This window comes from Hymenobacter sedentarius (genome assembly GCF_001507645.1).
Taxonomy (GTDB): Bacteria; Bacteroidota; Bacteroidia; order Cytophagales; family Hymenobacteraceae; genus Hymenobacter; species Hymenobacter sedentarius.
Genome location: NZ_CP013909.1, coordinates 3130654 through 3157121, shown reverse-complemented (window position 1 = coordinate 3157121; position 26468 = coordinate 3130654). Strand labels below are relative to the sequence as shown.

The 26468-nt window shown below is 61.0% G+C and carries 24 protein-coding genes; 13 read left to right on the top strand and 11 right to left on the bottom strand.

What is annotated here, in order from left to right; translation table 11 throughout:
- The first annotated feature begins 373 nt into the window (after nucleotides 1-373).
- Entirely contained in the window at nucleotides 374-730 is a 357-nt protein-coding gene (locus AUC43_RS12960) for a hypothetical protein (RefSeq protein WP_068194226.1), read from the top strand.
- A gap of 126 nt (nucleotides 731-856) precedes the next feature.
- On the opposite strand, the gene AUC43_RS12955 is transcribed toward AUC43_RS12960, so the two are convergent.
- The 4 genes from AUC43_RS12955 to AUC43_RS12940 form a co-directional block, all read right to left on the bottom strand.
- Nucleotides 857-1573, bottom strand: coding sequence for a hypothetical protein (locus AUC43_RS12955; RefSeq protein WP_157781069.1), 717 nt, complete (start codon nucleotides 1571-1573; stop codon nucleotides 857-859).
- A 340-nt stretch (nucleotides 1574-1913) separates the two neighbouring features.
- The gene (locus AUC43_RS12950) at nucleotides 1914-2585 is read right to left on the bottom strand and encodes a hypothetical protein (RefSeq protein ID WP_068194211.1); all 672 of its coding nucleotides are present in this window, start codon (nucleotides 2583-2585) and stop codon (nucleotides 1914-1916) included.
- Between the two features lie 316 nt (nucleotides 2586-2901).
- On the bottom strand, nucleotides 2902-3633 hold the full coding sequence (locus AUC43_RS12945) for a hypothetical protein (protein WP_068194207.1): 732 nt from the start codon (nucleotides 3631-3633) through the stop codon (nucleotides 2902-2904).
- A 136-nt stretch (nucleotides 3634-3769) separates the two neighbouring features.
- Nucleotides 3770-4549, bottom strand: a complete 780-nt coding sequence (locus AUC43_RS12940; protein ID WP_157781068.1) for a hypothetical protein — start codon at nucleotides 4547-4549, stop codon at nucleotides 3770-3772.
- A 149-nt stretch (nucleotides 4550-4698) separates the two neighbouring features.
- Between AUC43_RS12940 and AUC43_RS12935 the strand changes: the two genes are divergently transcribed.
- Complete coding sequence (locus AUC43_RS12935; RefSeq protein ID WP_068194202.1) at nucleotides 4699-5277, top strand: hypothetical protein; 579 nt, start codon at nucleotides 4699-4701, stop codon at nucleotides 5275-5277.
- 420 nt (nucleotides 5278-5697) lie between these two features.
- Here the strand turns inward: AUC43_RS12935 and AUC43_RS12930 are convergent, their stop codons facing one another.
- From AUC43_RS12930 to ffh, 3 genes are all read right to left on the bottom strand, one after another.
- The gene (locus tag AUC43_RS12930; RefSeq protein WP_082685081.1) at nucleotides 5698-7590 is read right to left on the bottom strand and encodes a CHRD domain-containing protein; all 1893 of its coding nucleotides are present in this window, start codon (nucleotides 7588-7590) and stop codon (nucleotides 5698-5700) included.
- Nucleotides 7591-7946: 356 nt separating this feature from the next.
- Nucleotides 7947-8654, bottom strand: coding sequence for a DUF1345 domain-containing protein (locus AUC43_RS12925; RefSeq protein ID WP_068194198.1), 708 nt, complete (start codon nucleotides 8652-8654; stop codon nucleotides 7947-7949).
- Nucleotides 8655-8710: 56 nt separating this feature from the next.
- On the bottom strand, nucleotides 8711-10075 hold the full coding sequence (gene ffh, locus AUC43_RS12920) for a signal recognition particle protein (protein WP_068194197.1): 1365 nt from the start codon (nucleotides 10073-10075) through the stop codon (nucleotides 8711-8713).
- A 156-nt stretch (nucleotides 10076-10231) separates the two neighbouring features.
- Here ffh and AUC43_RS12915 point away from each other — a divergent pair, with 156 nt between their 5' ends.
- Entirely contained in the window at nucleotides 10232-11545 is a 1314-nt protein-coding gene (locus tag AUC43_RS12915) for a glycosyltransferase family 4 protein (protein ID WP_233254006.1), read from the top strand.
- Between the two features lie 363 nt (nucleotides 11546-11908).
- On the opposite strand, the gene AUC43_RS12910 is transcribed toward AUC43_RS12915, so the two are convergent.
- From AUC43_RS12910 to AUC43_RS12900, 3 genes are all read right to left on the bottom strand, one after another.
- Entirely contained in the window at nucleotides 11909-12793 is an 885-nt protein-coding gene (locus AUC43_RS12910; RefSeq protein ID WP_157781067.1) for a hypothetical protein, read from the bottom strand.
- A gap of 35 nt (nucleotides 12794-12828) precedes the next feature.
- Complete coding sequence (locus AUC43_RS12905) at nucleotides 12829-14301, bottom strand: MBOAT family O-acyltransferase (protein ID WP_068194190.1); 1473 nt, start codon at nucleotides 14299-14301, stop codon at nucleotides 12829-12831.
- Between the two features lie 266 nt (nucleotides 14302-14567).
- The gene (locus AUC43_RS12900) at nucleotides 14568-15527 is read right to left on the bottom strand and encodes a S1C family serine protease (RefSeq protein WP_068194187.1); all 960 of its coding nucleotides are present in this window, start codon (nucleotides 15525-15527) and stop codon (nucleotides 14568-14570) included.
- 142 nt (nucleotides 15528-15669) lie between these two features.
- On the opposite strand from AUC43_RS12900, the gene pseB reads away from it, so the two are divergent.
- The 9 genes from pseB (at nucleotide 15670) to AUC43_RS12855 (ending at nucleotide 24553) form a co-directional block, all read left to right on the top strand.
- Nucleotides 15670-16689, top strand: coding sequence for a UDP-N-acetylglucosamine 4,6-dehydratase (inverting) (pseB, locus tag AUC43_RS12895; RefSeq protein ID WP_068198580.1), 1020 nt, complete (start codon nucleotides 15670-15672; stop codon nucleotides 16687-16689).
- 14 nt (nucleotides 16690-16703) lie between these two features.
- Nucleotides 16704-17894, top strand: coding sequence for a UDP-4-amino-4,6-dideoxy-N-acetyl-beta-L-altrosamine transaminase (pseC, locus tag AUC43_RS12890; protein ID WP_068194186.1), 1191 nt, complete (start codon nucleotides 16704-16706; stop codon nucleotides 17892-17894).
- A 105-nt stretch (nucleotides 17895-17999) separates the two neighbouring features.
- Nucleotides 18000-18680, top strand: coding sequence for a pseudaminic acid biosynthesis-associated methylase (locus tag AUC43_RS12885; protein WP_068194183.1), 681 nt, complete (start codon nucleotides 18000-18002; stop codon nucleotides 18678-18680).
- Entirely contained in the window at nucleotides 18680-19414 is a 735-nt protein-coding gene (locus AUC43_RS12880) for a cytidylyltransferase domain-containing protein (protein ID WP_068194180.1), read from the top strand. The genes AUC43_RS12885 and AUC43_RS12880 overlap by 1 nt, the downstream gene beginning before the upstream one ends.
- Nucleotides 19411-20349, top strand: a complete 939-nt coding sequence (locus AUC43_RS12875) for a class I SAM-dependent methyltransferase (RefSeq protein ID WP_068194178.1) — start codon at nucleotides 19411-19413, stop codon at nucleotides 20347-20349. Before AUC43_RS12880 ends, AUC43_RS12875 begins: the two co-directional genes overlap by 4 nt.
- Before the next feature lie 19 nt (nucleotides 20350-20368).
- The gene (locus AUC43_RS12870; RefSeq protein ID WP_068194176.1) at nucleotides 20369-21121 is read left to right on the top strand and encodes a class I SAM-dependent methyltransferase; all 753 of its coding nucleotides are present in this window, start codon (nucleotides 20369-20371) and stop codon (nucleotides 21119-21121) included.
- A 140-nt stretch (nucleotides 21122-21261) separates the two neighbouring features.
- On the top strand, nucleotides 21262-21855 hold the full coding sequence (locus AUC43_RS12865) for a GNAT family N-acetyltransferase (RefSeq protein WP_068194175.1): 594 nt from the start codon (nucleotides 21262-21264) through the stop codon (nucleotides 21853-21855).
- A complete protein-coding gene (locus AUC43_RS12860; protein WP_068194170.1) occupies nucleotides 21839-23788 on the top strand; it encodes an NAD-dependent epimerase/dehydratase family protein in 1950 nt (649 codons plus the stop codon). Before AUC43_RS12865 ends, AUC43_RS12860 begins: the two co-directional genes overlap by 17 nt.
- 69 nt (nucleotides 23789-23857) lie before the next feature.
- Complete coding sequence (locus tag AUC43_RS12855; protein ID WP_068194168.1) at nucleotides 23858-24553, top strand: HAD family hydrolase; 696 nt, start codon at nucleotides 23858-23860, stop codon at nucleotides 24551-24553.
- A gap of 72 nt (nucleotides 24554-24625) precedes the next feature.
- On the opposite strand, the gene AUC43_RS12850 is transcribed toward AUC43_RS12855, so the two are convergent.
- Nucleotides 24626-25063, bottom strand: a complete 438-nt coding sequence (locus AUC43_RS12850) for a hypothetical protein (RefSeq protein ID WP_157781066.1) — start codon at nucleotides 25061-25063, stop codon at nucleotides 24626-24628.
- Between the two features lie 357 nt (nucleotides 25064-25420).
- On the opposite strand from AUC43_RS12850, the gene AUC43_RS12845 reads away from it, so the two are divergent.
- The gene (locus tag AUC43_RS12845) at nucleotides 25421-26449 is read left to right on the top strand and encodes an alpha/beta fold hydrolase (RefSeq protein ID WP_071885911.1); all 1029 of its coding nucleotides are present in this window, start codon (nucleotides 25421-25423) and stop codon (nucleotides 26447-26449) included.
- Nucleotides 26450-26468: the final 19 nt, after the last annotated feature.

Here is a 26468-nt window from a genome sequence, read left to right as displayed (position 1 = left end):
GCCAATCGTGCCTTCTACGTTCGTTACCGTTTTCACGGGCGGCTTGTCTGAGGCACAAGATTCAGAAGTCACCGCGGGGGCTTCCTCGCATTTCTGACACCCGCTGCTAGCAAATAGCAGTCCGCTCAGCAGGCAGCACGAAAAAAGCGTTTTCATAAAATAGGGGAAGGGTTGTGTGGGGGTGACCGCCGCTGCCGTGTAGTAGTTGCTTGCACTCAAATATAAGATAATACATATTATTATTAACCGCTCCTTGTGTCAGTCGGAACGTTTGTGTATACTGCTCATCTGCAGGGACCTAAATAAAAAATTCGGTATGCAACCTATAGCTTGCGTGACCAGTCACCAAATGGGACCCATTACTTAATTCTTCATGAACCCGAAACCTACCCGCTTTGCTGCCTGGCTGTTCGGCAGCCTGTGCACTTTAGCAGCCGTGGGCTGCACCTGCGAACTAGAGGACCCAGCACCGGAGTTGGTGGGGGTTCGTTACGCCCAAACCCAATGTGCTGACCGCTGGGGCCAAGCTCCAAGCACACAACAACTCGTAGCCGCGGCCCAGGGCTATCTAGCTCAGCAGGGCCTCACGCTGCACCAGCCTCGGGCCAGCGTCAAGGACGCTGGTGCTGTTTGTACCGCCTGTACCTGTCTCACAGGCCTGGTGCTGGAGGGCGCGGTACAACCGGCCGACTTACCAGCCGTGCTCGCATTGGGCTTTACCAAACAGTAGCCACCTCGCCTCTCACCCGTTCCTGTTGCCATTCCGGGCAGTACCCGCATTTGCTTGTGGCTGCGAAAACGCTCCTTTCGCTTTTGGGACCGTTTTTGTAAACCGGCAAGTCGGTAGCCCCTCCCTTTACAGAGCGTTAGAAGCCCCCGCTTTTCGCTTTACGTCGAACCGGTAGCGTAGCCCCACGTTCCACCCGCGCTGGAACCCGAGCGTGCCATTCAATTGCTGGGTGCTGAACGTGCGGTCGATGGTGCGCAGATTTTTGGTCAGCGAGGCCTCTACTGTGGCTTCAACATGCTGCCCGAACAGGTAGGAAGCGGCAGGGCCGAGCGTGAGGTAGGAGTTGGTGGCACGGCTGCCCCACGCCTGTTCCCGCACCACGTGGCCGTTGGTTTGTTCTATGACGGCCAACTGGTCGCGGTACTGCACCACGGTGAGGCCCGCCAAGCCGTCGAATTGGAACCGGTGCGCGGCTTGGTGGGTCAACCGGCGGCGCAGCAGCACCGGCAGGGCCGTGGCCCAGTCCTCCGAAGAAGAATACCGACTGGTCGGCTCCCCCGTGGCGGTGGTGCCGTACGCGGTGCGCTTATCCACAAAGTGATACGCCGAATACCCAACTTCCAAGGCCCAGCGCGGCCCCAGCCACCGGCCAACCTTCACCTGGTACGGCTGCACGCCCGTCAGGCCCGGGGCGTAGCCAGGCACGACGATTTCGAAGTTGTGGTCCGCCAGGTAAACCGCCGCGTACCACGGCTGGCCCGGCCCGGAGGGCAGCGCCTGTGCCGACACGTGCTGCCTTCCGGCAAGCAATAGGGTGACAAAAAAGAGACCGAAGCGGCGCATGCGTTAGTAGTTAGGGAAGCGGCCGGAAAGGTAATGCCCACCGGCTCGGCGCTCCATGTTGGTAGCAGCTGCCAGTTCCGCTGACCGGCGGTCCCGGACATGTAGAATTACGAGGAATGACCCTCCTTTTACTAATCTGACCGTGGCTGTTGCAGAACCCGTGTACCGGCCTAGCGTTCCTAAATTTTCCACCTAACGAGCACGAAAACCGGCCTTTTTGCTGCTTATCCGCTCGTTAACGTCGCCATCAACAGGGATTATATGCACAACGAGGACTTCTGCAACAGCCACGACCGTTTACGTGAACTGAAATCTAATGCCTTTGGGGCCTAGGCTGCTTCTAAAAGGACACGGTAGCGAGCACGCGAAACGCAGGAGTACTGCTCTTTCTCCTGTAGAGCCTAGAGAACGTGGAGCCGTGCGCATGGTCTTCGTAAAGGTCAGTGGTGCGGGTGAACACGTCCTCGTAATACAGTTCCGGCACAACCGCGAAGCGGGAGAACAGGGCAATGGTCGCCCCCATCCCCGCTTGGGTGCCCCAGCCCTGGCCGGTCCGGGTCTGGGTGTAGTCCAAGCAGCCGCATAACCCGCCGGTGTAGTCCCCGGACACGACGCTATTGCGGTAGGTTCCGTCAACAAATCCATAGAACCACGGCAGTTTCCGAAAGGGCACGTAGTGAGCGCCCGCCCGTAGGGTAAGCGCCCGTGCCGTTGTTTCGCCTTCGGGACAATCCCGGCAAGAGGGAATGGGGCCGGTCACGCGCTGGCTGAACCCGGCGCTCGCCCGCAGTCCAGCCCGCCCCGAAAAGTAGTGGGGTGGCGTGTAGCGGAAGAACAGGCCCGCAGGGCCGTGGAGCTGGGAGCGGGCGTCGGACTCCAACGGAAGGGAAACGTAGCTCACCACGTCTAGGCCGACTTCGTAGGGCCGCGGGGCCGTCTTATGCCCCGGCACTTGCCCGTGGGCCGACAGGATGCAGCCCCCGAAGGCCGCCAGCAGTAAAGGATGTTTCATGGGCAAGGGATAGCTAAACGGCGCAGCTGCGCATCAGCTGTGAGTCCGTGACCGCCTAAAGTACTCCTTGGTTGCGTGCCCCCATTATTTATTCCTCGTTTGCGTGAACCGCTGCTTGTGGAAGCGTGCTGGCCCTCTAAACCCGCTCCACCGTCCAGATTGAGTTCAGAAAACTGGTTCAATTAATCAAAGTACAGAAAACGTGCAGAGGCATGAGTTTCCTGAACTCCTTTAATGACGTGTTTATCTTGCCTCGCCAGTGCTAGAACCAGTTAATGCCGAGACTGCTCATTCCCACGGTTAAGCAGAACGAGCCTTAGAACGCATAAGTGGCGCCCAGCAGCTGCACGGGCCGCCACACCAGCGATAGGCGGTTGGCGCGACCCCGCTGGTCGAGATAACGGTCAGTTTCGTCTGCCTTCGTGAATACTTCGCGCACCTGATAGTTCGTGCGCTGGTGGGTATAGGTCAGTGGCAGGGCCGTTTCGGTAAACAACCGAAGGCGGGGCATGGGGCGGTAGCTGAACCCGGCAAAGGGGCGCACCTGCACCTGGAAGTCTTGGGTCGTGCGCTCGAAGTAGTCCATGACAAAGCCCCCGGGTGGGTAAACCTGGCGGCGGGCGGCGGAAAAACCTAGGCGCCGGTAGCCCAATCCCGCTTCCAGCCCGTAGTCTAAGACGATGCGGCGACCCAGCGGGCGCTGCCAAGCAAAGCCAGCAAAGGCCTGCAGCTGCCACTGTCGGTAGCTGGGGCCAGATACGTACCTATCTACGATGCCAATATCCTCAAAATTGCTGGAGTCGGCGTAGCTAACTAAGCCGACTAATCGCAGGCGCAGTGCCTTGGTGGGCGTGAGCTGGCGTTGATAGAACAGGCCCAAGGGTAAGCTGCGGTTGGCGGTAAAGAAGCCATCGAGCACGGGGCTGGCGGTGAGTCCAAACTGGTGCCGGTAGTTGCGGGCCGTGTCGGCGGGCGGGGTAGTCTGCGCAGCCGCAGCGAATGGGAACAACAAGGCGGCGCACAGGGCGCGGGGTAGAAAAAGCGACATTAGGTGTATGTAGCGGAACAGTAGATCCGGCAAGGTAGCACGGCAACAGGTTGTGGCGGGCCGGTTTCACTGTGCCAGCGTGGTAGACTTTGGGAGGCGTTCAGCGAAACGGTAGAAAAGCGAAATGAGGGTTGATTTAGTTTAACTGCTGTGCGTAAGCAAGAACGGTATCTAAGGTTCGGAGCTGACCCTGTAATTCGGCTTCCGTCGTGAAGTACTGCAAATTCGAGTCCGTTGACATCGCTGATATGAAAGGTCCAAACTGCTCTACTTGCATGACCCGGGCCATGACAAAAGCAGCTGTTTTAAGCCCGAAGTACCCGTATACGTCGTCCACGAGCAGCTTCTTTGCCGCGTATTTCGCCAGCGCTTCGCGCAGCAAGGACCGACGTTGCGCCGCCGTTAGTTGCGCCAAGTACTCATTTTGTGCCAACAGCAACTCTACATAGCTGAAGCCGAACGAATAAGCGCCTTGTTGGGCTGGGTCGGGCAGGCAAGCAGGCGTCATCAATTGATAGTGGCGGAGCAACAAGGGCGCCGCCTCCGGACGCTGGCGCAACTCCGCATAGCCATTAAAATTTCCTAGAACGGTGCGGGTGTCCCGTTGCAACCGAGTAGACAAGAGGATGTCTGATAGCAGTGGGTAATCCAAACAGGTCGCCAGCAGGCCCGGGGTAGAAATGGATTGCAGCGTGCTGCTCGGCATCTGCAGTGCTTGCAACATGTCGGCCGTGGTGGTAAGCGAAGCCCACGCGGCCATGCCGGGTCGTAGCGGGTAACGGTAAACATCCGCCGGAAGTGGTGCTACATAAGGCGCACAGGAAGCAGCAGCGGGCGCATCTTTTGAACAGGCAGTCAACGCCAATAAACCCATTAAGCACAACGACTTGCAGAACATGAGTCGAGATGGTTTCATTCGGCGGAGGGTTAAGCGGGGATGGTCTAGGGTAAGACTAGAAGTAGAACTGCAATGGTACTACAAGTTTACTGGCTGTGTAAGCGCGGTTTACAATAACGGTCCGAATCGTAAAAGGAGCGTATTTGCAGTCCCCATTCTTAAACCCTATGCCCCGCCGAAAGCTCACTATCCTTCAGGAACTCCGCGCTGCGATTGACAAAGCCAACGCGGAGGGCAAAGACGTGCTTGCGGCAGAACTCTCCCAGATACGGCACGCCGTTCGGGGGAAAACCAGTCCGCTCGCCTTGGTGCCGTTGCTGGACACTGCCACGAGTCAAATCACCAAGAGCTTCGTCTCGATAGTCCTAGGCGCAGCCAAGGATGTGCGCGTGCTGAAGCCTTTGATGCGGGCCGCCGTTAATCCGGCGAACACCAACTATGCTGCGTGGTACCTGTGGGCCTGTGCCCGCTACGATTGCTCGGCTTACCTCTCGTTTTTCGTGCGCTTCCTCTTAACCTGCCCGGAGGCCAACGAAGCCATGCTGTCCGCGAGTGAAGTTATCAAAGCCATGAAAGGCCCCTTTGCACCCGCGGCGGTCAAAGGCGCTATTGCCCGGCTGCTGCGCCCCAAGCTACGGCTCGAGGAGTTGGAGTCACAGGCCGAATTCTTCCGCGTGCAAGCCGCCTACGCCCTGCTCGATACGTATTACGACCAAGTAGACCACGAGTGGAAAAACGAGCCGTAACCTACTGTACTAGTTTACAAAAACGGTACGAATTGTAGCCACACCTGGGCCAAAAGCATCGAGTTATCCACATATCTCGGAACCCGACGTAATCCCATTTCCCTCAAGCATTTGCTGCCCGGGTGAAACGTGTCCAGATGCAGACCAAATTTGTCCACAAAACGGGCCTTTTTGTGGACAACAACTCGAAAACCATATATTATCTTCGCGTAAATCACTGATAATCAGATAGAAAAAAAGACGGAAGGGAAACCCCTCCGCCTTTCCATACCAAAACACCTTAAAAAACTATTCTTTCACGAGATAGCTAACAAGAATTGCACCAAAAGATTCCGCCAGTTTCAAAAAAAGTTGCTGAATCATTCAACAGCACCGGAGCCGGCCGACAGTGCCTCGCGGACTGACGAGCCTGGGCTGGTTTTATTCTTTTGCCACGCGCGTAACCAGGCGGGAATCGCCCACTTGCAGGGTAAGCAAGTACAGTCCCGGCGCGATGCTGGGCAGCGCCACCGGCATGGAATTGAGCCCCGGCCGCAGGGGCACGGCCCGGCTGGCTACCGGCCGACCCAGCACATCGGTCAGCCGGAGCTGGCCGGCCCCGGCGGCGCGGGATTCAAACGAGAGCATCAGCCCCGTGCTGAAGGGATTGGGCGCCGTGCCAAAGGTGCCGGCCACGACCAGGGCGGGCTGGGTGGCGAGCACGCGCTGCAGGTTGCGGGCGCCGCGGTAAACCTGCCCGCGGATTTCGCCGCCCGGAAACGCCGCGGTATGCAGGTTCATGTACATGCTGTCGGCGCGGAACTGCAGGGAGCGCCGCAACGTGAACGGCTGGCCGGTATTGTCGCTGGTCCAGTACCCGTACACGGCGGTGGGCGCGGCGGCATTATCAAAGTACGGCGCCAGGTTGAACACCACCGGGCCCGCCTGGTTGGGCAGGCCGGTGTGGAAGTGGCCCATGGTGGCCGGGCCCGTGAGCCCGCCCCACACGCTCATGAAGTGGGCGTTGGTCTGGTCGCGGTCGATGCTCACGATGCCCGCGCCGTAGCCGGGGCTGGTGGTGGGCGTGGGCCGCTCCTGCGCGCCGTTGAGCACGATGGTGTAGCCTTCGCGGGCTAGGCGGTACACCTGCCCCCGCACTTCGCCATTGGGGTTGGCGGCGGTGGTGAGCACCACGTTCAGGTTGCCCCGTAGCAGCAGGTTGACAAAGGCGGGGTTGAGGCTGGGCGCTACTAGGTTGAAGCTGGTGACGTTGCCCACCGTGTTGCCGCCGGCGCCCGTGGCAATGGGCACAGAACCCAGCAAGTTGGCGGTAGCATTGGCCTGGCCGGCCGCGCTGTTATAAAAATTGATGGCCAGCGGCGGGCCGCTCAGGCCGGTATAGCCCACTTGAACCCGAATAGTATCCAGGGTGGCGCCCAGCCGGGCCACGGCCACGGCTTTGGCGGCGGTGCTCAGGGCCGGCACCATCTGGGCGCCATCGAAGCGGGCATCGAAGGTGAGGCTGCGGTTTTCGGGAAGCACCTGGGCCCGGATTTCGCCGCCGGGGTTGGTGGTGGTGTGCACGTTGATGTATATCTGCCGCTGCAGCAGCGAGGCAAGGAAGGCGGGCGTGGGCACAATCTCGCCTTCGATAACATTGTTGTTGAGAAAAGGAAGCAAATCCACCACCACGGGGCCGCTCACGCCCACGGCCCCGGTGTGGAAGTGCGTGGCCGTAATGGGGCTGCTCAACCCCGACACCACCACCCGGAATTTCAGCTTGTCCTGGCTTTGGCTGAGGGTAAATACGCCCAGGCCCGTGCCCGAGGTGGCCACGGGCGGCACTTCCTGGGCGCCGTTGAGGGTGCCCGCCAAGGTCAGGTCGGTTTCTAGCAGTATCTGCCCGCGGATTTCGCCGTTGGGGTTAGCGGCGGTGTGCACGTTGATGTAGTACTGCCCGAGCAGGTACTTGGCCAGCTTTTCTTTGGAAATATCGGCCCCGGTGAGGAAGCCCGACAGGCGGTTGCCGCGCACCATGGGCACCAGGCTGGTGATAATGGGCCCGGCCACGCCCACGGCCCCTTCGTGCACGTGCGCGCCGGTGATGGGGCCGCTCAGGCCGCTGAAGGCCGCCTGCACAAAGAGCGTGTCGCGGGTTTCGTTGAGGGTGAAGGCGGCCACGCCCTGGGCCGCAGTGGTTACGGGCGGGGTTTCCTGGGCCCCGTTCATGCGGGCCGACAAGAGCAGGTGCGCACGCAAGTGGTCGGCCGAGGCCGCCAACGGTGCAGCCATCAACAGGGCCGCAACCAAGGAGTGCAGTAGTCTTTTCAACATGGCAGTGGAGGTTAGGTAAGTAAGACAATCGGAACGACGCTACCGGCGCGGGGCCTGCCCTCTCCAACTCGAAATGGCGGGTCCGTTCGTTGCCTGCGGCGCTGGGGTTCTTGGTGGTCTTACTACGACCTGCTCACGCCAAAAAAGTTTGCAAAAAACAACCCTAATCACCTAAACACTAAAGCACTACCTTACCCAATCCAATGTGTTTTAGGTTCATTGCCGCCATAAGGAAGCGGTTACCGATACCGAAAATTCAGGGTTCGGGAATTGGGCTGGCATTGAGCTAAACCACCCCTGAAAACGTGTAGCCGCCCACGGGGCGCGGGTCCCTTGCCGAGCGTGTGTTGGGTTATTTACAGCAGCCCGGCCAGGATGTTGATGCTCAACGCCAGGATAGCCGTGTTGAAGCCAAAGGACAGCATGCTGTGAAACAGCACCATTTGGCGCATCCGGAAGGAGGTTACCGCCACGTCAGCGGTTTGGGCCGTCATTCCAATTACAAAGGCGAAATACACGAAGTCCCAGTACAGGGTCGGGGGAGTGCCCATGAACCCCAACCCGCCCTGCTGGCGCTCGGGCTGAACCCCCGGCTCGGGGCAGAAGTACGTGTGGGCATAGTGCAAGGCAAACAGCGTGTGGAGCATGAGCCACGTGCCCACCACGGCCACCACCGACACCATGACGTGCTCGAGCCGCTCTTCCAAATCCATGGTGAAAAGGCCCCGCAAGAGCAGCGTGACCGCCAGCAGGCTGGTGGCAATGCCCACAAACGAGATGCACAAGAGCAGGCCCCAGGTGCGGTTGGGGTGCAATACCCGGGCCACCCGCTGAATATCGGCGGTGCTGGCCTGCAGGATGGTGAGCCAGGTAAGCAGCAAAATGCCCACCAGGAACCCGTCCCAGCCCAGCAGCAAGCTGGTAATCAGCTCAAAATCGGGCGGTGCCAGCCAGTAGCAGAAGCCCGCCATTACCAAAGCCAGCCCCACGCGCAGCAAGCGCGCCGGCAAGCCCAGCCGGAGCAGCACCGGAACCGCCGGCCGCGTAGGAGTAGAAATATCCATGGCGTAAGAAACAGGTGCACCACCTGCTTCTTACGCCATGTATGGGGTGGTGTTGCTTAGCGCATCATGCCACCGGGGCCGCCCTTCATGCCGCCCATCATCTTGGCCATCTGGGCCATACCGCCCTTGGTCTGGCTCATTTTGTTCATGGTGCGCATCATTTTGCGCATGTCGTCGAACTGCTTCATCAGGGCGTTTACCTGCTGAATGTCGGTACCGGAACCCTTGGCCAGCCGGCGCTTGCGCGAGCCGTTGAGGATGTCGGGGTTGGCCCGCTCCTGCTTGGTCATGCTCTTGATGATGGCCTCGACGGGCTTGAAGGCGTCGTCGTCGATTTCCACGTCTTTCATGGCCTTGCTCATGCCTGGAATCATGCCCATCAAGTCCTTGATGTTGCCCATCTTCTTGATTTGCTCCAGCTGCGAGAGGAAGTCGTCGAAGTTGAACTGGTTTTTCCGAATTTTGGCGTTGATGCGCTTGGCCTCGTCCTCGTCGAACTGCTGCTGGGCGCGCTCCACGAGCGAAATCACGTCGCCCATGCCCAGGATGCGCTGGGCCATGCGGTCGGGGTAGAACAGGTCCAGCGCGTCCATCTTCTCGCCCGTCGAAATGAACTTGATGGGCTTTTCCACCACGGCCCGGATGCTGAGGGCCGCGCCGCCGCGCGAGTCGCCGTCGAGCTTGGTGAGCACCACGCCGTCGAAATTGAGCCGGTCGTTGAAGGTTTTGGCCGTGTTCACGGCGTCCTGGCCGGTCATGGAGTCCACCACAAACAGCGTCTCCGAGGGGTTGATGGCCGCCTTCACGGCTTCAATCTCGCGCATCATCTGCTCGTCGACGGCCAGGCGGCCGGCGGTGTCGATGATGACGACTTTCTTGTTGTTCTTTTTCGCGTACTCGATGGCGTTGCGCGAAATCTCAACGGGGTTTTTGTTCTCGACTTCCGAGTACACTTCCACGCCAATTTGCTCGCCGAGCACCTTGAGCTGGTCGATGGCCGCTGGGCGGTACACGTCGCAGGCCACGAGCAGCACCGTGCGGTTCTGCTTCTTTACGTAGCTGGCCAACTTGCCGGCAAATGTGGTTTTGCCCGAGCCCTGGAGGCCCGAGAGCAGGATAACGGCCGGGTCGCCCTTGATGGTGATGTCCTTCTTCTCACCGCCCATGAGCTCGGTGAGCTCGTCGTACACGATTTTGACCATGAGCTGGCCCGGCGAGACGGCCGTGAGCACGTCGCGGCCCATGGCGGCCTCCTTAATCTTGTCGGTTACGTCTTTGGCAACCTTGTAGTTAACGTCGGCATCGACCAGCGCGCGGCGGATTTCCTTGATGGTGGCCGCAACGTTGATTTCCGAGATGCTGCCCTGGCCTTTCAGGGTCTTAAATGCCCGGTCGAGCTTAGTGGAGAGATTATCGAACATGAGTCGCTGAGTTGAGCGGAATTTACGGAAGGGGCCGATTCGGTACCGGACGAGTTACCGGGAATCAGGCTGGAACTGAACCCCAAAAGTAACCATAAATGCCCGAAAACCGGCAAACCACGTACCTTCGCGCCCCGCTAGTTGTCTCCTTCTTTCGTGCCCTCCCCTCGCCCGTTGCGCCTGCTCGTCATCACCTACTATTGGCCGCCCTCGGGCGGGGCCGGCGTGCAACGCTGCCTGAAGTTTGTAAAGCACCTGGGCTCCTTCGGCGTTGAGCCCACCGTGATAACCGTGGACCCCGCCGAAGCGACCTACCCGGTGCTGGACGAAAGCCTGCTGGCGGAAGTGCCCGCCGGCGTGCGCGTCATTCGCACCGGCACGTCCGAGCCGTTTGAAAGCTACAAGAAACTGACTGGCCGGGCCGTGCCCTACGGCGGCTTTGCCAACGAAGGCAAGCCCGGGCTGATGCAGAAAGCCATGCGCTTTGTGCGCGGCAACGTCTTTATTCCGGACCCGCGCCGGGGCTGGAACCGCCACGCCCTGGCCGCCGTGGAGCGGCTGCTGGCCGCCGGCGAAACGTTTGACGCCGTGCTCACGTCCTCGCCGCCCCACTCCACCCAGCTTATTGGGCTGGAGCTGCAGCGGCGCCACGGCCTGCGCTGGCTCGCCGACCTGCGCGACCCCTGGACGGACATCTACTACTACAAAGACCTGCACCACACGCCCCTGGCCGCCTGGCTCGATGCGCGCTACGAGCGCCGCGTGCTCACCCAGGCCGATGCCGTGCTGGTAACCTCGCCCGAAACCAAGCGCCTCTTCCTGGCCAAGCTCCCGGACTTGCCTTCGGCCAAATTCCACGTGCTGCCCAACGGCTACGACGAATCGGATTTTCAGCAGCCCTCGCAGCCGCCCACCGACTGCCTGCGCATCACGCACACCGGCACCATCACGGAGCTCTACCACATCAACCGCCTGCTGGAAGCCGTGGCCGCCTGCGCCACCCGCAACCCCGACGTGCCCCTGCGCCTGCGCTTCGTGGGCCAGGTATCGGCGGAGCTGCGCCACCAGATTGAGCTGGCCGGCTTGCTGCCAACCACCGAATTTCTCACCTTCGTGCCGCACGACGAGTCGGTAAAGCACCTGCTCTGCGCGTCGGCGCTCCTGATGGCCATCCCCGATGTGCCGCGCAACTTCGGCATCCTGCCCGGCAAGGTGTTCGAGTACCTCGCCGCCAATAAGCCCATTCTGTGCGTGGGCCCCGCCGGCTGCGATGCCGATATTCTGCTGCAGGAATGCGCCGCCGGCCACGCCCTGCCCTACCAGGACTACGCCCTCATGCTGGAAACGCTGGAAGGCATGGTAGACCAGTGGCGCAAAAACCCCAACCTGGACCTGCCGGCAATTAGCCACGAACGGTACTCGCGGGTGTCGCTCACGCAGCGGCTGGCAGAGCTGGTGCGGGTGAAGTGAATTTGGTGGAAACTCACCCCCGGCCCCTCTCCCGCGGAGAGGGATGCTACGGCGGCGCGGTGCTGTCATTGCGAGGCCGTAGGCCGTGGAAATCCGTCCTGGTCTCAGCGACTACCCTTCTAATGTGAAAAGCCCTGGCTCTGCTGCAGAGTCGGGGCTTTTTGCTTTAAAAGAGTTTGTCACAACTCTAGGCTGGTCGCAGCGAGAGGACGGATTGCCGCATTCCGCTGCGCTTCATTCGCAATGACAAGCAGGCTCCCTTCTCTTTTGGAGAGGGGCCGGGGCCGTGCCCGGCAGGGGTGAGGTTCCTCGAGTGGAGTTACCCTTTCACCCCTATTCTGACAGCAAGCCGGCCTCCAGAATCTAAAGCTGCTTTAAATCCTTGGCTAGCTGCTCGCTGAATGTTTTACTAGCGGCCTTTTGCAGGTGGTTGCCATCCGTGGTAGCATAAGGCTGGGTGCTATAATCCAGGTAGGACACCGCTTGGTTAGCAGCCATTTCGCGCATGAGCTGGTCGAATTTGGGCTGGTAGCTTAGCTCAAGTTGATACAGCGAAGGCCCAACCGGCAAACGGACCAAATAGACCCGGCCGTGTTGCTTGAGCAGCTCAATGGTTTGGCGCAACGCCTGCAAGCGCCCGGCGGAAAGGTGCTGCGTGGCTGCCAGCTGGCGGTAATCCTGCAATTTGCGGGCGGTGCGGGCCTGCACCTGGGCACTGTCCGTGCCGATATTTACTTCCAACCAGCCGTCGGGGTGCAGGCGCTCGGTGGCGGTGGCATAGTCGAGCAGGAGCCGGTACAGGGGCTTGGTTTGGTAGCGCGTGAGGTAGGCCAGGTTGGGGTTCTGACTAATCTGGTGGAGCTGGCCAATGAAGGAATTGTCTTCCGGATACGTGCCCTCCCGCCCGGTCAGGGACAGTGACCACGGGTCCACGGCTACGATGTAAAGGCCGTTTTTCACCTCCGGGCGAAGCTTGCGCTGGATGCTGCGCAAATAAGCCGGACCATATGGCGAGTGCGTAAGCGTGAAGGCATAATTTAGCAACGGTGGCTCGAATCTGGGGCCTAGGCTGGCCGTGAGCACCGCCGGCTGGATGCCCTGCGCCGCTCGCGACGTACCCAGGATGAGCGACCCGGCCCGGGGGCTGGTGAAGCGGCCATAAAATGCATCGACATGGCCGCCCAGCACAACCGGGCCCAGCAACAGCAGCCCCGCCACGCCTGCACTAGCCAGCAGCACCAAGCGCACAAGAAATCGGGATACAGCGGGGGACAACGGGCGTATCAGAATTGAAAGTAGATAAAGGAGGTGCTGTTGAAAATGCCCAAGTACAGGATGAGCAGCGTGAGCCCCACGTAGCCCACCCACCGCACCCGAAATGGCTGCGCGGTCATCCAGTCCTGCAGGCTGCGGTTGCGGCCCAGGTATTCGACCAGCATCATCACAAAAACGGCAAACAAGGCCATCGCCAGCTCGGGCCGGTAGTGCTGGGAGAAGTCCAGCAGCAGGGTTCCTATCCGGCGGCCATTTAGCGCAGTCCACCCACTGCCCAGGTGCCGGCTGATGTACAAGGCATCTGCCAAGCTGTTGGCTCTGAAGAATATCCAGGCGTAGGTCACCAGCGTGAAGGTGACCAGCACGCCCAGGCCGTGGCGCAGCCGCGAATGGGCGGCCAGCCCCGTAAGTTGAGCTAGTCGCTCGCGCAGGGGCTTGGCCCAGGTGCTAAGCACCAGGTACAGCCCATGCAAGCCGCCCCAGACCAGGAACGTCCAGTTGGCGCCGTGCCACAGGCCGCTGATGAGGAACACAGCCATCAGGTTGCCATAGGCGCGGGCCGGGGCCACGCGGCTTCCCCCCAGCGGAATGTATACGTAGTCGCGGAACCAGCTGGAGAGCGAAATGTGCCAGCGCCGCCAGAATTCGGGCACCGAAGCTGATAAGTAAGGCTGCCGGAAGTTGAGGTTAAAATCGAAGCCCAGCACCCGGGCGGCGCCCCGCGCCATGTCGGTGTAGCCGGAGAAGTCGCCGTAAATCTGAAACGCAAAGGCCAGCGTGGCCAGCACCAGCAGCGGGCCTTCGGGGTGCTGCTGCGGATTATTAAACACCGGGTTGACGAACAGGGCCAGCCGGTCGGCTACCACCACTTTTTTGAACAAGCCCCAGGCCATCAGACGCAGCCCGCTCACTACCTTCTGGTAATCGAATGCGTGGGTTTGGCGGTACTGCGGCAGCATGTGGCCGCCCCGCTCGATGGGGCCGGCTACCAGCTGCGGAAAGAAGGCCACGAACAAGGCAAACCGCCCAAAATTCCGCTCCGCTTCCAACCGACCCTGGTACACATCGATGATGTAGCCCACCGACTGAAACGTGTAAAACGAAACCCCTACCGGCAGCAGCAGACCCAAGGCCGGCCAGGACGCGTGCGGCAGGTGCAGCGCGCCAGCCAGCTGCAAAGTCGCGTCCCGGAAAAAGTTGAAGTACTTGAATACGAACAGCGTGCCCAGGTTGCTCACCAGACTGAGGTAGAGGTACGGCCGCCGCTCCTGCCTGGTGGGCAGCTGGCTCATGCGGTAGCCGCTGTAGTAGTCTACCAGCGTGGTGGCCAGCAGCAGCAGGGCGTAGGCCGCCCGCCAGCTCATGTAGAAATAGTAGCTGGCCAGCAGTAGCAGCGGCCCGCGCCACCGCGGCGGCAGGCCGTAGTAGAGCCCGACTACTATCGGGAAAAACACCAGAAAATGAAGGGAATTGAATAGCATTCGCAACGCGGAAGAAGCTCCGGCGGCCAAAGGTCGGGAGCCGCGAGCGTTTCTGGGCAGAAGTCCCGCAGACTGGGTGGTTCTGAGCTAAAAAGCCAGGCCTGCTGAGCATCGCCGCATCATCTGCAGAACTGCAAGTGTCTGTCATGCCGAGGCACGAGGCATCTTATCAGGTTAGAACGAATCGTTGCGCCATGAAATCATTCAGACCTGACAAGCTGCTTCGCCAGCCTCACATGTGACATTACCCGCTCCCTTCCCGCCACTTACGCGGCCACTGGCCGCACCCGGGCCTGGCCCGCGCTGTTGTCGACGGGCGTGATGCGCAGGTCGAGTATTTGCTGGCCGCGCAGGACGGTGAGGTAATGAAACGCCCCGATTTTTTCGTGCGTCAGCAACCGGAACAGGTCGTCGCTGCTGGCCACGGGCTGGTCGGCAAATGCCACCACAAAGTCGCCTTCGCGCAGGCCGCCCACCTCGGCTGGCGAGCCCGCCTCCACACTCACCACAAACAAGGCCTGGTGGGTGGGCAATTGGTGAAAGTTCACCACCCGCGGGTGCAGGGCAATCTGCTGGGTCATGAGCCCCAGGTAGCCGCGCCGCACCCGTCCTTCGGTGAGCAGGGCGGGCAGAATGGTCGTGGCCGTGTTGATGCCGATGGCAAAGCACAGCCCCTGCGCGCCCCGAATGGTGGCCGTGTTCACGCCCAGCACCTGCCCGTCGGCGTCGATAAGCGGCCCGCCGCTATTGCCGGGGTTCAGGGCGGCATCGGTCTGGATGATGTTGTCAATCAGGCGCCCGGTTTCGGTGCGCAGGGTACGGCCCAGCGCACTCACCACGCCGCTGGTTACGGTGTGCTGGAAGCCGTAGGGGTTGCCAATGGCAATGACAAGCTGGCCGATTTGAATGGCCGCGGAGTCGCCGAGCCGGGCGGCCGGGTGCCCCGCGGCCGGCGTGTGCAGCAGGGCCAGGTCCGAATCGGGGTCTTCGCCGACCAGCGTGGCCGGGTGCTCGCCCCCGTCGGTGAAGGTGAGGCGGATGTCTTCCGCCCCGTGCACCACGTGGCTGTTGGTGAAGACGTAGCCGTCGGTGGAAAACAAAAACCCGGAGCCCGACCCTACCGGGGCCAGTTTTTGCTGCTTGTTTTTCTTCCGTACGTCAATCTTCACGACGGAATGCCGGGCCGCTTCCACGGCCGAAATAACGATTTGCGAATAGGAATCCATGGGAATTACCGGTTAAGCCAAAAGACGCAGCCGTATGACTGGCAAATAGTTGGCCGCTGGAAAAGCCCGCACCACTATGGCAGGTGAGGCAGCCAACCCGCATTCACCTACTTTTGTGGTCCTATTCGGCTTCCCCTTTTTCATGGCTCTCGACCTCAACCACAAATCCATCCTCGTTACGGGCGGCACCGGCTCGTTCGGCAAGCAGTTCGTGCGCACCGTTTTCGAAAAATTCCCGCAGGTGAAGCGCCTCGTGGTGTTCTCGCGCGACGAGCTCAAGCAGTACGAAATGAGCCAGGAGTTTAGCCCGGCCAAGTACCCGGCCATCCGCTATTTCATAGGCGATGTGCGCGATGGCGAGCGCATGCACCGCGCCTGCGAAGGCATCGACATCGTGATTCACGCCGCGGCCCTCAAGCAAGTGCCCGCCGCCGAGTACAACCCGATGGAGTGCATCAAGACCAACATCTTCGGGGCCGAGAACGTCATCAACGCCGCCCTCGACTGCGGCGTGAAGGAAGTAGTGGCCCTGAGCACCGACAAAGCCGCGGCCCCCATCAACCTCTACGGCGCCACCAAGCTCTGCTCGGACAAGCTCTTTGTGGCCGCCAACAACATGAAAGGCGCGCGCGACCTACGCTTTTCGGTGGTGCGCTACGGCAACGTAATCGGCTCGCGCGGGTCGGTAGTACCGTTCTTTTTGCAGGAGCGCCACAAAGGCGTGCTGCCCATCACCCACCCCGACATGACGCGCTTCAACATCTCGCTCGAAGAAGGCGTGGATTTGGTGCTGTATGCGCTGGAGCACTCCTGGGGCGGCGAGATATTCGTACCCAAAATCCCCAGCTACAAAATCACGGAAGTGGCCCGCGCCATCGGCCCGGAGTGCGAGCAGCAGATTGTGGGCATCCGCCCCGGCGAGAAGCTGCACGAGGCCATGATTACCGAAACCGACGCCCTGAGCACCGTGGAGCTGGACCGCTACTACGTCATCCTGCCGTCGATGCCGACCTGGGACGTGGACAAGTTCATTGCCGAATTCAACGGCAAGCGCGTGCCGTTGGGCTTCCATTACGACTCGGCCAACAACCAAGAATGGCTCAACGCCGAGCAGATTCGGGACGAAATCCGGCTGCACGTCGACGCCCATTTCGCTGTCTAACTTCTCACCGGCCCATGCCTGAAACAGCCTTCCAGCCTACCCGGGCCCTGCCCTACGGCCGCCAACACATTACGGACGCCGATGTAGCGGCCGTGACGGCGGCCCTGCACGCCGACTACCTCACGCAAGGCCCCACCGTGGCCGAGTTTGAGAAGCAATTCGCTGCCTACGTAGGCGCCAGGTATGCCGTGGCCGTGAGCAACGGCACGGCAGCCCTGCACCTTTGCGCCCTGGCGCTCAATGTGCAGCCGGGCCAGCGCGTTATCACCACGCCCCTCACGTTTGCGGCCTCGGCCAACTGCGTGCGCTACTGCGGCGGCGAGGTTCATTTCGCGGACATTGACCCCGCCACCGGGCTTATCGATTTGCTGAGGGTTCGGGCGCTGCTCGAGGCGCACCCCAAAGGCTACTTCACGGGCTTGATTCCCGTGGATTTTGCCGGGCTGGCCGTCGATTTGGAAGCGGCCCGCCAGCTCGCCGACGAGTTTGGTCTTTGGATAATTGAAGACTCCTGCCATGCCCCGGGCGGTTTTTTCATTGACTCCAAGGGCCGGGAGCAGCTTTGCGGCAACGGCAACTTTGCCGCCCTGGCCATTTTCAGCTTCCACCCGGTCAAACACATTGCCACCGGCGAGGGCGGCATGATTACCACCAACAGCGAGCCGCTGTTTCACCACTTGCTGCGCCTGCGCACCCACGGCATCACCCGCGACCCCGCCGACCTCAAGCGCGAGCCCGATGGCGGTTGGTACATGGAAATGCAGGAATTGGGCTACAACTACCGCCTGCCCGACCTCAACTGCGCCCTCGGCCTGAGCCAGCTCGCCCGCGCCGACGAAGGCTTGGCTCGTCGCCGGGCGCTAGCCGCCCGCTACGACGCCGCTTTTGCCCCAGTGCCCGGCGTGAGAGTGCTGGCTCCCGGCCGCCCCGGCCACGCCTACCACCTCTACGTCATCGAGGTAGCCAACCGCAAAGGCCTCTACGACTTCCTCAAAACCAAACAGATTTTTGCCCAGGTGCACTACATCCCGGTGCACCGCATGCCCTATTATGAGGGCTTGGGCTGGAAAGCGGGCGACTTTCCATTGGTGGAAGACTACTATGCCCACTGCCTCAGCATTCCGCTTTTCCCGACCTTGACGGATGAAGAACAGGACTATGTGGTAGCGTGCATTTCGGAATTTGTCCAGAAGCACGAAGAATAAAACTATATCACAGCACGTCATGCTGAGCGGAGCCGAAGCATCTCTATTGCAGCAGTAATTCAATCGATTCAACGAAGCGGTAGAGATGCTTCGCCTGCGCTCAGCATGACGTTCTTTAATTGCCAAATAACCTTGCAGCACACCCAACAAGAGGATTTCTGGGCCGGCGATTTCGGCCGGGAATACACCGACCGCAACTCCCGCCCGCTCGACGAGTGGAACGCCTTTTACCGCGACCTCTACGGCCATACCAAGCTGGAGATGAACGCCGAATTCCTCAGTGACCTGCCGCGCGATGCCCGTATTCTGGAAGTGGGCTGCAACACCGGCATGCAGCTGGTGGGGTTGCAAGCCGCTGGCTTCACCAACCTGTACGGCATTGAGCTGCAGCAATACGCCGTGGAGAAGGCGCGCGACTTTGTACGGGGGGTGAACATCCTGCAAGGCAGCGGCTTCGACCTGCCGTTCAAAGACAATTACTTCGACGTGGTATGCACCAACGGCGTGCTCATTCACATTGCGCCCGAAGACCTGCCGCGCATCATGGGCGAAATGGTGCGCTGCTCCAGCCGCTACATCATGGGCTACGAGTACTACGCCCCCGAAACCACGCCCATCAAGTACCGCGGCAACGAAGGTTTCCTTTGGAAAACCGACTTTGCCCAGGTCTTCCTGGATAATTTCCCGGAGCTGCGCCTCGTGAAGCAGAAGCTATACCCCTACATCAACGACGCCGAGCGCGGCAACCAGGACGTGGTGTACCTGCTCGAGAAAACCACCGCCTGATGCAGCGCGCCGGAATCATTTCGCAGGTGCGGATGGGCAGCACCCGGCTACCAAGTAAGGTGCTGCTGCCCGCCGCGGGCCGCCCGCTGCTCGACTATCACGTGACCCGGCTGTGCCAAAGTGGCCTGCCCGTAATCCTGGCCACCACCACTGAGCCCGCCGACGACGTGCTGGCCGCCTACGCCGAAGCCAACCAGCTGCCCTACCACCGCGGCAGTGAAGCTGACGTGCTGGCCCGCTACTACGAAACGGCTCAGAAATTCGACCTCGACGTCATTGTACGCGTCACCAGTGACTGCCCTTTGGTGGATGGCCCCCTGATTGGGGCTGCCGTGGCGCGCTACCTCGAGGAAGGCAACCCGCTGGTTTACCGCTCCAACTCCATCGTCCGCACCTTTCCCCGGGGACTCGACTTCGAGATTTTCTCGATGGAGCTGCTGGCCGAAGCCTATGCCAATGCCACGCTGCCCTACGAGCGGGAGCACGTGACGCCCTATATCAAGGCCAAACCGGCCACGGCCGGCCGCGTGATTTACCGCGACGAAGTATGGCCCGGCGGCGACCTCAGCCGCTTCCGCATCACGCTCGACACGGCCGAAGACTACGAAGTACTGCGCGCCCTGATTGAGCAATACGGCGCGGCAGAGCTTCGCGTGGCCGACCTGCTGGCCCTGCTCGAAGCCCACCCCGAAATCATGGCTCTGAACGCGCACATCGAGCAAAAAACCACATGAACCTGCCCGATACCCTGCGCCTGAACGAGTTTGGCTTTTACGAAATCAAGCACAAGCCCACGCCGGAGGAGCTGCGCGATTACTACGCCCAGCGCTACTACCAGGAAAATTTGACCACCTACCAGGCCAGCTACCCGCCCGAAGAGCTGGAGCACATTGAGGGCAAGCTGAAGCTGCGGCACTGGGTGCTGGCGGATTTGCGCAACCAAGGCACCAGCGACGTTGAGGCATCAGCTGCTGAAGCAACAGATGTAGCTCAACTTCCCGCTGGGTCTTTCCTCGATATTGGCTGTGGCGAAGGCTGGGCCTTAGATTATTTTCAGCGCCAGGGCTGGGAGGTGCTTGGGATGGATTTCAGCAGCTTCAGCCTGGAGAAGTTTCATCCGGCGCTGCGGGAGCGGCTGCGCACCGGCGACTTGTACGAGGAACTGGAAAAGCTCGTGGCGGCGGGCCAGCAGTTTGATGTGCTGTGGCTGGACAATGTGCTGGAGCACGTACTCGAGCCCGCTGAGTTATTCCGCCTTTGCCGGGCGCTGGTGAAGCCCAATGGCGTGCTGATGGTGGACGTGCCCAACGATTTTTCGGCCCTGCAGCAGCACTTACTCGACGGTGGCCACATCGACCGGCCGTTCTGGGTGGTACTGCCCGACCACCTTTCCTACTTCAACCAAACCGGCCTGCGCAACCTGGCCCAGGCCACTGGCTGGCACGTTTCAAAAGCCATTGCCGACCAACCCATTGACCTTAACCTGCTAAACCCAGCTACCAACTACGTAATGGACCGTGCGGCCGGCAAAAGCGCCCACCGCGCCCGTGTCGAGCAGGACAACCTGTTGCTGCGCACCGCCCCGCTGCCCGCCGTGGCGGCCTACTACGAGGCCATGGCCGGCGTAGGCTTGGGCCGCAGTATTGTCGCATTTTTGCAGCCGGCGTAGTCGCCGCTCAGCTTTTCTTATGTCCGCCACCGCCCCCATTTCCGTCCTCAGCGGAGCCCCTGTTCCCGAGCAGGCCCGCCGCGAAAACTTCGCCCAAACCCTGCGCGAGTCGCCCATCCCCAACACCGAGCTGCTCAACAACCTGGGGCTGTACCTGAACCGGCAAACGTTTTCGCGCCTGCTGTTTTTCACGGAGCTCTACCAGCAAATCATTCCGGTGCACGGCGTGGCCATGGAGTTTGGCGTGCGCTGGGGCCAGAACCTGGCTTTGATGCACGCACTGCGCGGCATCTACGAGCCGTTCAATTACAACCGCAAAATCATTGGCTTCGACACTTTCGGCGGCTTTCCGTCGGTAGACCCCAAGGACGGCGACCAGGTGAAAGAAGGCGACTACGGCGTGACGAAGAACTACCAGGAATACCTCTCCCACATCCTGGCCCTGCACGAGGCCGACAGCCCCATTCCGCACAAGCGCAAGTTTGAGCTGGTGGCCGGCGACGCCTCCGAAACCGTGCCCCGCTACCTGAAGGACCACCCCGAAACCGTCATCGCCTTCGCCTACTTCGACTTCGACATCTATGCCCCCACCAAGGCCTGCCTCGAAGCCATCCGCCCCCGCCTGACCAAGGGCGCCGTGGTGGCGTTTGATGAGCTTAACTGCCCGGAATTCCCCGGCGAGACGCTGGCCTTCGACGAGGTATTCGGCGTGGCCAACTACGCCCTGCGCCGCAGCCCGCTCAATCCGCTGATTTCTTACTTGGTTATCTGATTCTAATTAGCACGTCATGCTGAGCGCAGCCGAAGCATCTCGCGTGCTGTCACTAAACCAATCGTTTAACCATGCGAGCGAGATGCTTCGGCTGCGCTCAGCATGACGGCCTTTTTACGGCCACGCATCTACCGTTTGCCTTGACCACCTACATCCCCCTCCCCCAAACCGAACACCGCTGGGAAAACTACCGGCTCATTCCCATTCGCTACGAAGACCGGGAGCCCATCCGGGCCTGGCGCAATGCCCAGCTGGAGGTGCTGCGCCAAGCCGAGCCGCTCACGGCCGAGCAGCAAGACGCTTATTTCCAGCGTGTGGTAATGCCTTTGTTTGACCAGGAAAAGCCGGGGCAACTGCTCTTTTCACTTCTGCACCACGACGAGCTGGTAGCCTATGGGGGCCTCGTGCACATCTCTTGGCCCGACAGCCGGGCCGAAGTCTCCTTTCTGGCCGATCCCGCGCGGGCTGCGGCGCCGGAAACATACCGGGATGACTTTCTCGCCCACCTGCGCCTGTTGGGCCAGGCCGCTTTTGTTGGGCTGAAATTCAACCGCTTGTTCACCGAGACCTACGACATCCGGCCCGCGCACGTCGCCATCCTGGAAGAAGCTGGCTTCCGGCTCGAAGGGCGCCTGCGCCAGCACGTGCGCCTGGCTCCGGATACCTTTGCCGACTCACTGATGCACGGCCAACTGGCCACCGACTATGCCACAACCTTTGGTTCTGCCCTTTAAACGAATTTTCATCAGCGGCGGCGCCGGCGTTATTGGCCAGGAAATGGTGCGCCGCCTGGCTACCTTGCCCGCCGATATTCAGGTGTTGGTCGGCGACATCAAGCCCCGGCCGGCGGATTTCCCGGTCCGCTTCCAATACCGGCAGGGCGACCTGAACTACCTCACCGAGCAGGAAATCGGCGCTTTCGGGCCCGACCTGTTCATCCACCTCGCGGCCACTTTCGAGCGCTCAACGGAAACCTACGGGTTCTGGGAAGAGAACTTCCAGCACAACGTGCGCCTGAGCCACCACCTGATGACGGTGCAGAAGGACCTGCCTTCGCTCCGCCGCGTGGTGTTTGCCTCGAGCTACCTCATATACGACCCCGCGCTCTACAACTTTGCCGAGGTGCCGGCCCAGGCCCGCAGCCTGCGCGAAGACGACCCCATCCTGCCCCGCAACCTGACGGGCATGGCCAAGCTGGCGCACGAAATTGAGCTGCGCTTTTTGCAAACCTTTCGGGGCGAGCAGTTCAGCACGGCCATTCCGCGCATCTACCGCGGCTACGGCCGCAACGGGCGCGACATCACCTCGCGCTGGGTGCGCATGCTGCTGGCTGGCGAAGAAATCACGGTGTATGGCGCCGAGTCGTTCTTCGACTACCTCTACGCCGCCGACACGGCCGAAGGTATGCTGCGCCTCGCCGCGGCCGAAACCGTGACGGGCATCATCAACCTGGGCACTGGCCAAGCCCGCCGCGTGAGCGAAGTAGTGGAGGTACTGCGGCAAAACTTCCCCGACCTGCGGGCCAAGTACGTGGCGTCGGATATTCCATTCGAAGCCTCGCAGGCCGATATGACGCGGTGGTCGAGCCAGATAGATTGGCTGCCGCCCACCACGTTGGAATTGGCCATCCCCCAAATCATCGCCTACGAGCAAGCCCGGGGCGATGCTCCGGCCACTAAAGCGCCCGGCCATGTGCTCATCAGTAGCGTAGCGGCCAAGGTGCCACTGGTGCGCGCCGTGCAGGCCGCTGCGAAACGCCTGCACCCCGACATGAAAGTAGTAGGCGGCGACATGAACCATGCCTGCCTGGCCCAGCACTTCACCGATGCATTCTGGCATATGCCGGCCACCGCCGATGAGCACCTGCCGGAAATCATCCGCTACTGCCTCGACCACGGCATTGGACACATTATTCCCACCCGCGACGGCGAGCTGGCCTTCTGGAGCCGGCACCGCGCCGCGCTGGCCGAGGCCGGCATTGCCGTGCTGGTAAGTGCGCTGGAGGCCATAAACCGCTGCATCGACAAGCTGGAGTTCTCAACTTTTGGCCAGGAAAACGGCTTGCCCATCATCCCCGCGGCCCTGGGGCTGGATGCACTGGGCATCACCACCGATGTTCACGGCTCGGCCACGCCCGGCTTTGTGGTGAAGGAAAGGCACGGCGCGGGCTCTCTGAGCCTGGGCCTCAACCTACCGGAAGCGGCGGCCCTGACCCATGCGCACGCGCTGCAGGAGCCCATTTTTCAGCCCTTTGTCGAGGGCCGGGAAATCAGCGTGGATGCCTACGTGGACCGCAGCGGCAAAGTGCGCGGCCTGGTGCCCCGCACCCGCGACGTCATCATTCACGGCGAATCGCAGATAACAACCACGCTGGACGCCCCCGGCCTGGTGTCCCGCCTCGTTCCCATTGTCGAAAAGCTGGGCTTGTACGGCCCGCTCGTGCTGCAAGCCCTGCTCACCCCCGATGGCGGGCTGCACATTATTGAGTGCAACTGCCGCTTTGGGGGGGCCTCCACATTGGGCATCGCGGCCGGAGTAGATTCGTTTTTCTGGTTTTTGCAGGAGGCGGCGGAGGCCGATTTAAACCTGTTTCCGTTCCAGCCTGCGGCGGGACCGTTGCGCCAGGTGCGGGCAGCAGCCGATATCATAATGAGGAATTTTGAATGAGGAATGAAGCATTAGCCCAGCGACCAATTCCTCATTCTTAATTATTCATTCCTCATTAAGCGCAGCGCCATGCCCGTTCTCGTTTTTGACCTCGACGACACGCTCTACCCCGAATTGAGCTACGTGCACAGCGGCTTCCGGGCGGTGGCCGAGTTCCTGAGCCCGCTGCTGGGCGTGCCGGCCGAAGCGCTGGCCGCGGGCATGATTGCCGAGGAAGCCACCATGGGCCGGGGCGAGGTATTTGATAACGTGCTGCACCAGCACGGCCGCTGGTCCAAAGCGTTGGTTGGCGCTTGCCTGCGGACTTATCGGCATCATATTCCGGCACTTGCGCTCTATCCCGATGCCGAGCGCTGCCTCACGCGCTTCAGTAGCCAGCCGCTTTATATCGTCACCGATGGCCATAAGGAAGTGCAGGCGCGCAAGGTGACTGGCTTGGGCCTGGCCGGCCGCGTGCGCCATGCCTACCTCACCAACCGGTATGGCCGGCACCGGGCCAAGCCCGACCCGCACGTGTTTGATTTGATTTGTCGGCGCGAACACGTGGCCCCCGGCGAGGTAATTTACGTGGGCGACAACCCGCGCAAGGACTTTGTAGGCATCAAGCCCCTGGGGTTTCGTACGGTGCGCATTATGCGAGGCAACTACGCGCACCTCGAAGCCGATGAGGCCCACGAAGCGCACCGGCGCATTCACTCGCTGGATGAGCTGACGGAAGATTTTGTAACCTCGCTCTGCACGCCCCCGCGGGAACTGGCTGCATAAGGCTTATGGTTGAGGTGTATGGTTTAAATTACCGTTTTGATAGACTCTTAACCGCCCTTGCCGTGAACGGAACTACTCAAAAATTAGGGGTCTGTTTGTTTTCGTCACATAAGACGAATCAGGATAAAAATCCATGCGAATCAGTTGGTACCGGCGGTCTACACGCAAGCTGATGTACTGTTTCTGTTTTAGCGAAACAGCAATCACGCGAATGGTCTTGGGCGGGTGGTTCAAGCCGAAATGCACCTCGCCGATACTTTTTAGCCAATTGCCCTCTTGAAAAACAGGGGCGGGCACGATGGTTTGAAGCCGGCGATTCTCAACATAAAAAAGGATGCTGTCGTTGCCGGGGCCTCCACCAAAGAAAAAAGTCACCCCCTCTACTTTCTTCTTGGGGGTCTTATCGATGTGAAGAATAACTTTGGCTTGTTTATACGCCTGCAAATTGGGCACTTGCGCGCTTGATGCATGTGCAAGGCATACAAGGCCCAAACTCATTACAGAAAGCATTCTAATTGCTCGAATACTAGGTGATGGGTTCAGCATATTGCTAAACATACCCTCCTTCAAGTGAACGGGCCTCGTTTACCTTCGGCCCGTGGCTGTTGCAGAACAGGGCGCAGGTGGTTGCTCTGGTGATGAGGCACCTTAAAGCCGACCGTAACCGGCCGTAGGCTAAGGGGCCCGAAAAGGGCCGTGAAAGCGACGGGTCTGCCGCGGGCCATTGGAAGGCACGGGCACTACCCCGCGGCTTGCGGCCCTTCGGGGCCGTATTTCGTTTTTGGGCAGGCCTCGTTTAGCCATTTCGGCGGGCCGGCTGTTACAGGGCGGTACGTTCTTTTTCACGCGTTTTTATTCTTCCCTTTTATGGAGTTGCATTTTGTCCGCCGCGGCACCGGCCGTCCCCTGTTACTGGTTCACGGCATCGGCGGCAGCTGGCGGTCTTGGAACACGATTATCGACGCCCTGGCCGCCGAGCGCGACGTTATTGCCGTCGATTTGCCCGGCCACGGCGAAACCCCCCAGCTGAACGGCATCCACTCCATCGCCACCTTGGCCGACGCGGTGACGGGCTTTCTCACCCAACACGACCTGCTCGGGATTGATGCCGTGGGCAGCTCCATGGGCGCCCGCCTGGTACTGGAGCTGGCCCGGCGCGGCGGCGTACTCGGCGCGGTGGTGTCGCTGGACCCGGGCGGGTTCTGGCAGGGCTGGCAGATTCCGTTCTTCTACCATTCGGTGGACGTGTCGGTAAAGCTGGTGAAGGCCCTGCAGCCGGTGATGCCCGCCCTGGCCAGCTCGGCGGTGGGCCGCACGGTGCTGTTGCCGCAGTTTTCCGCCCGCCCCTGGGCCGTGGATGCGCAGCAGGCCCGCGACGAGATGTACACCTTCGCCCACTCGCCCGCCTTCGACGAGTTGCTCGACCAGCTGGCGCACGGCGAAGCGCAGCAGGGCGCGGCGAAGGGCAGCATCCCCGGGCCCCTGCTCATCGGCTGGGGCCGGCAGGACCGGGTGTGTTTGCCGAGCCAGTCGAAACGGGCGCTGGCGAAATTCCCCGACGCCCGCCTGTATTGGTTTGAGCACTGCGGCCACTTTCCACAGTGGGACCAACCCGCCGAAGCCACGCGCCTGATTCTGGCCGTCACCAACCGGCAGCCCTTCACCGACGCGTCCATTGCCCGGGCGAGACCCGCCGTGCCGGCACCGGCGTTGGCCAAAGCCGCCGTCGGGGGGCCGCGTTGGCGCTGCTGGCCGGCGGCATCTGGCTGCTTTCGGCGCGGCGGAAAAGGGGCCGGTAGTCCGGCGAGGAACCGGACGGCAGCACGTTGGCGGCCCGGGCTTCCAGGCACAAAAAAGCCCCGGCCCTTTAGCAGGACCGAGGCTTTAAGTAACTAACCGATTTATTGAAGGGCGC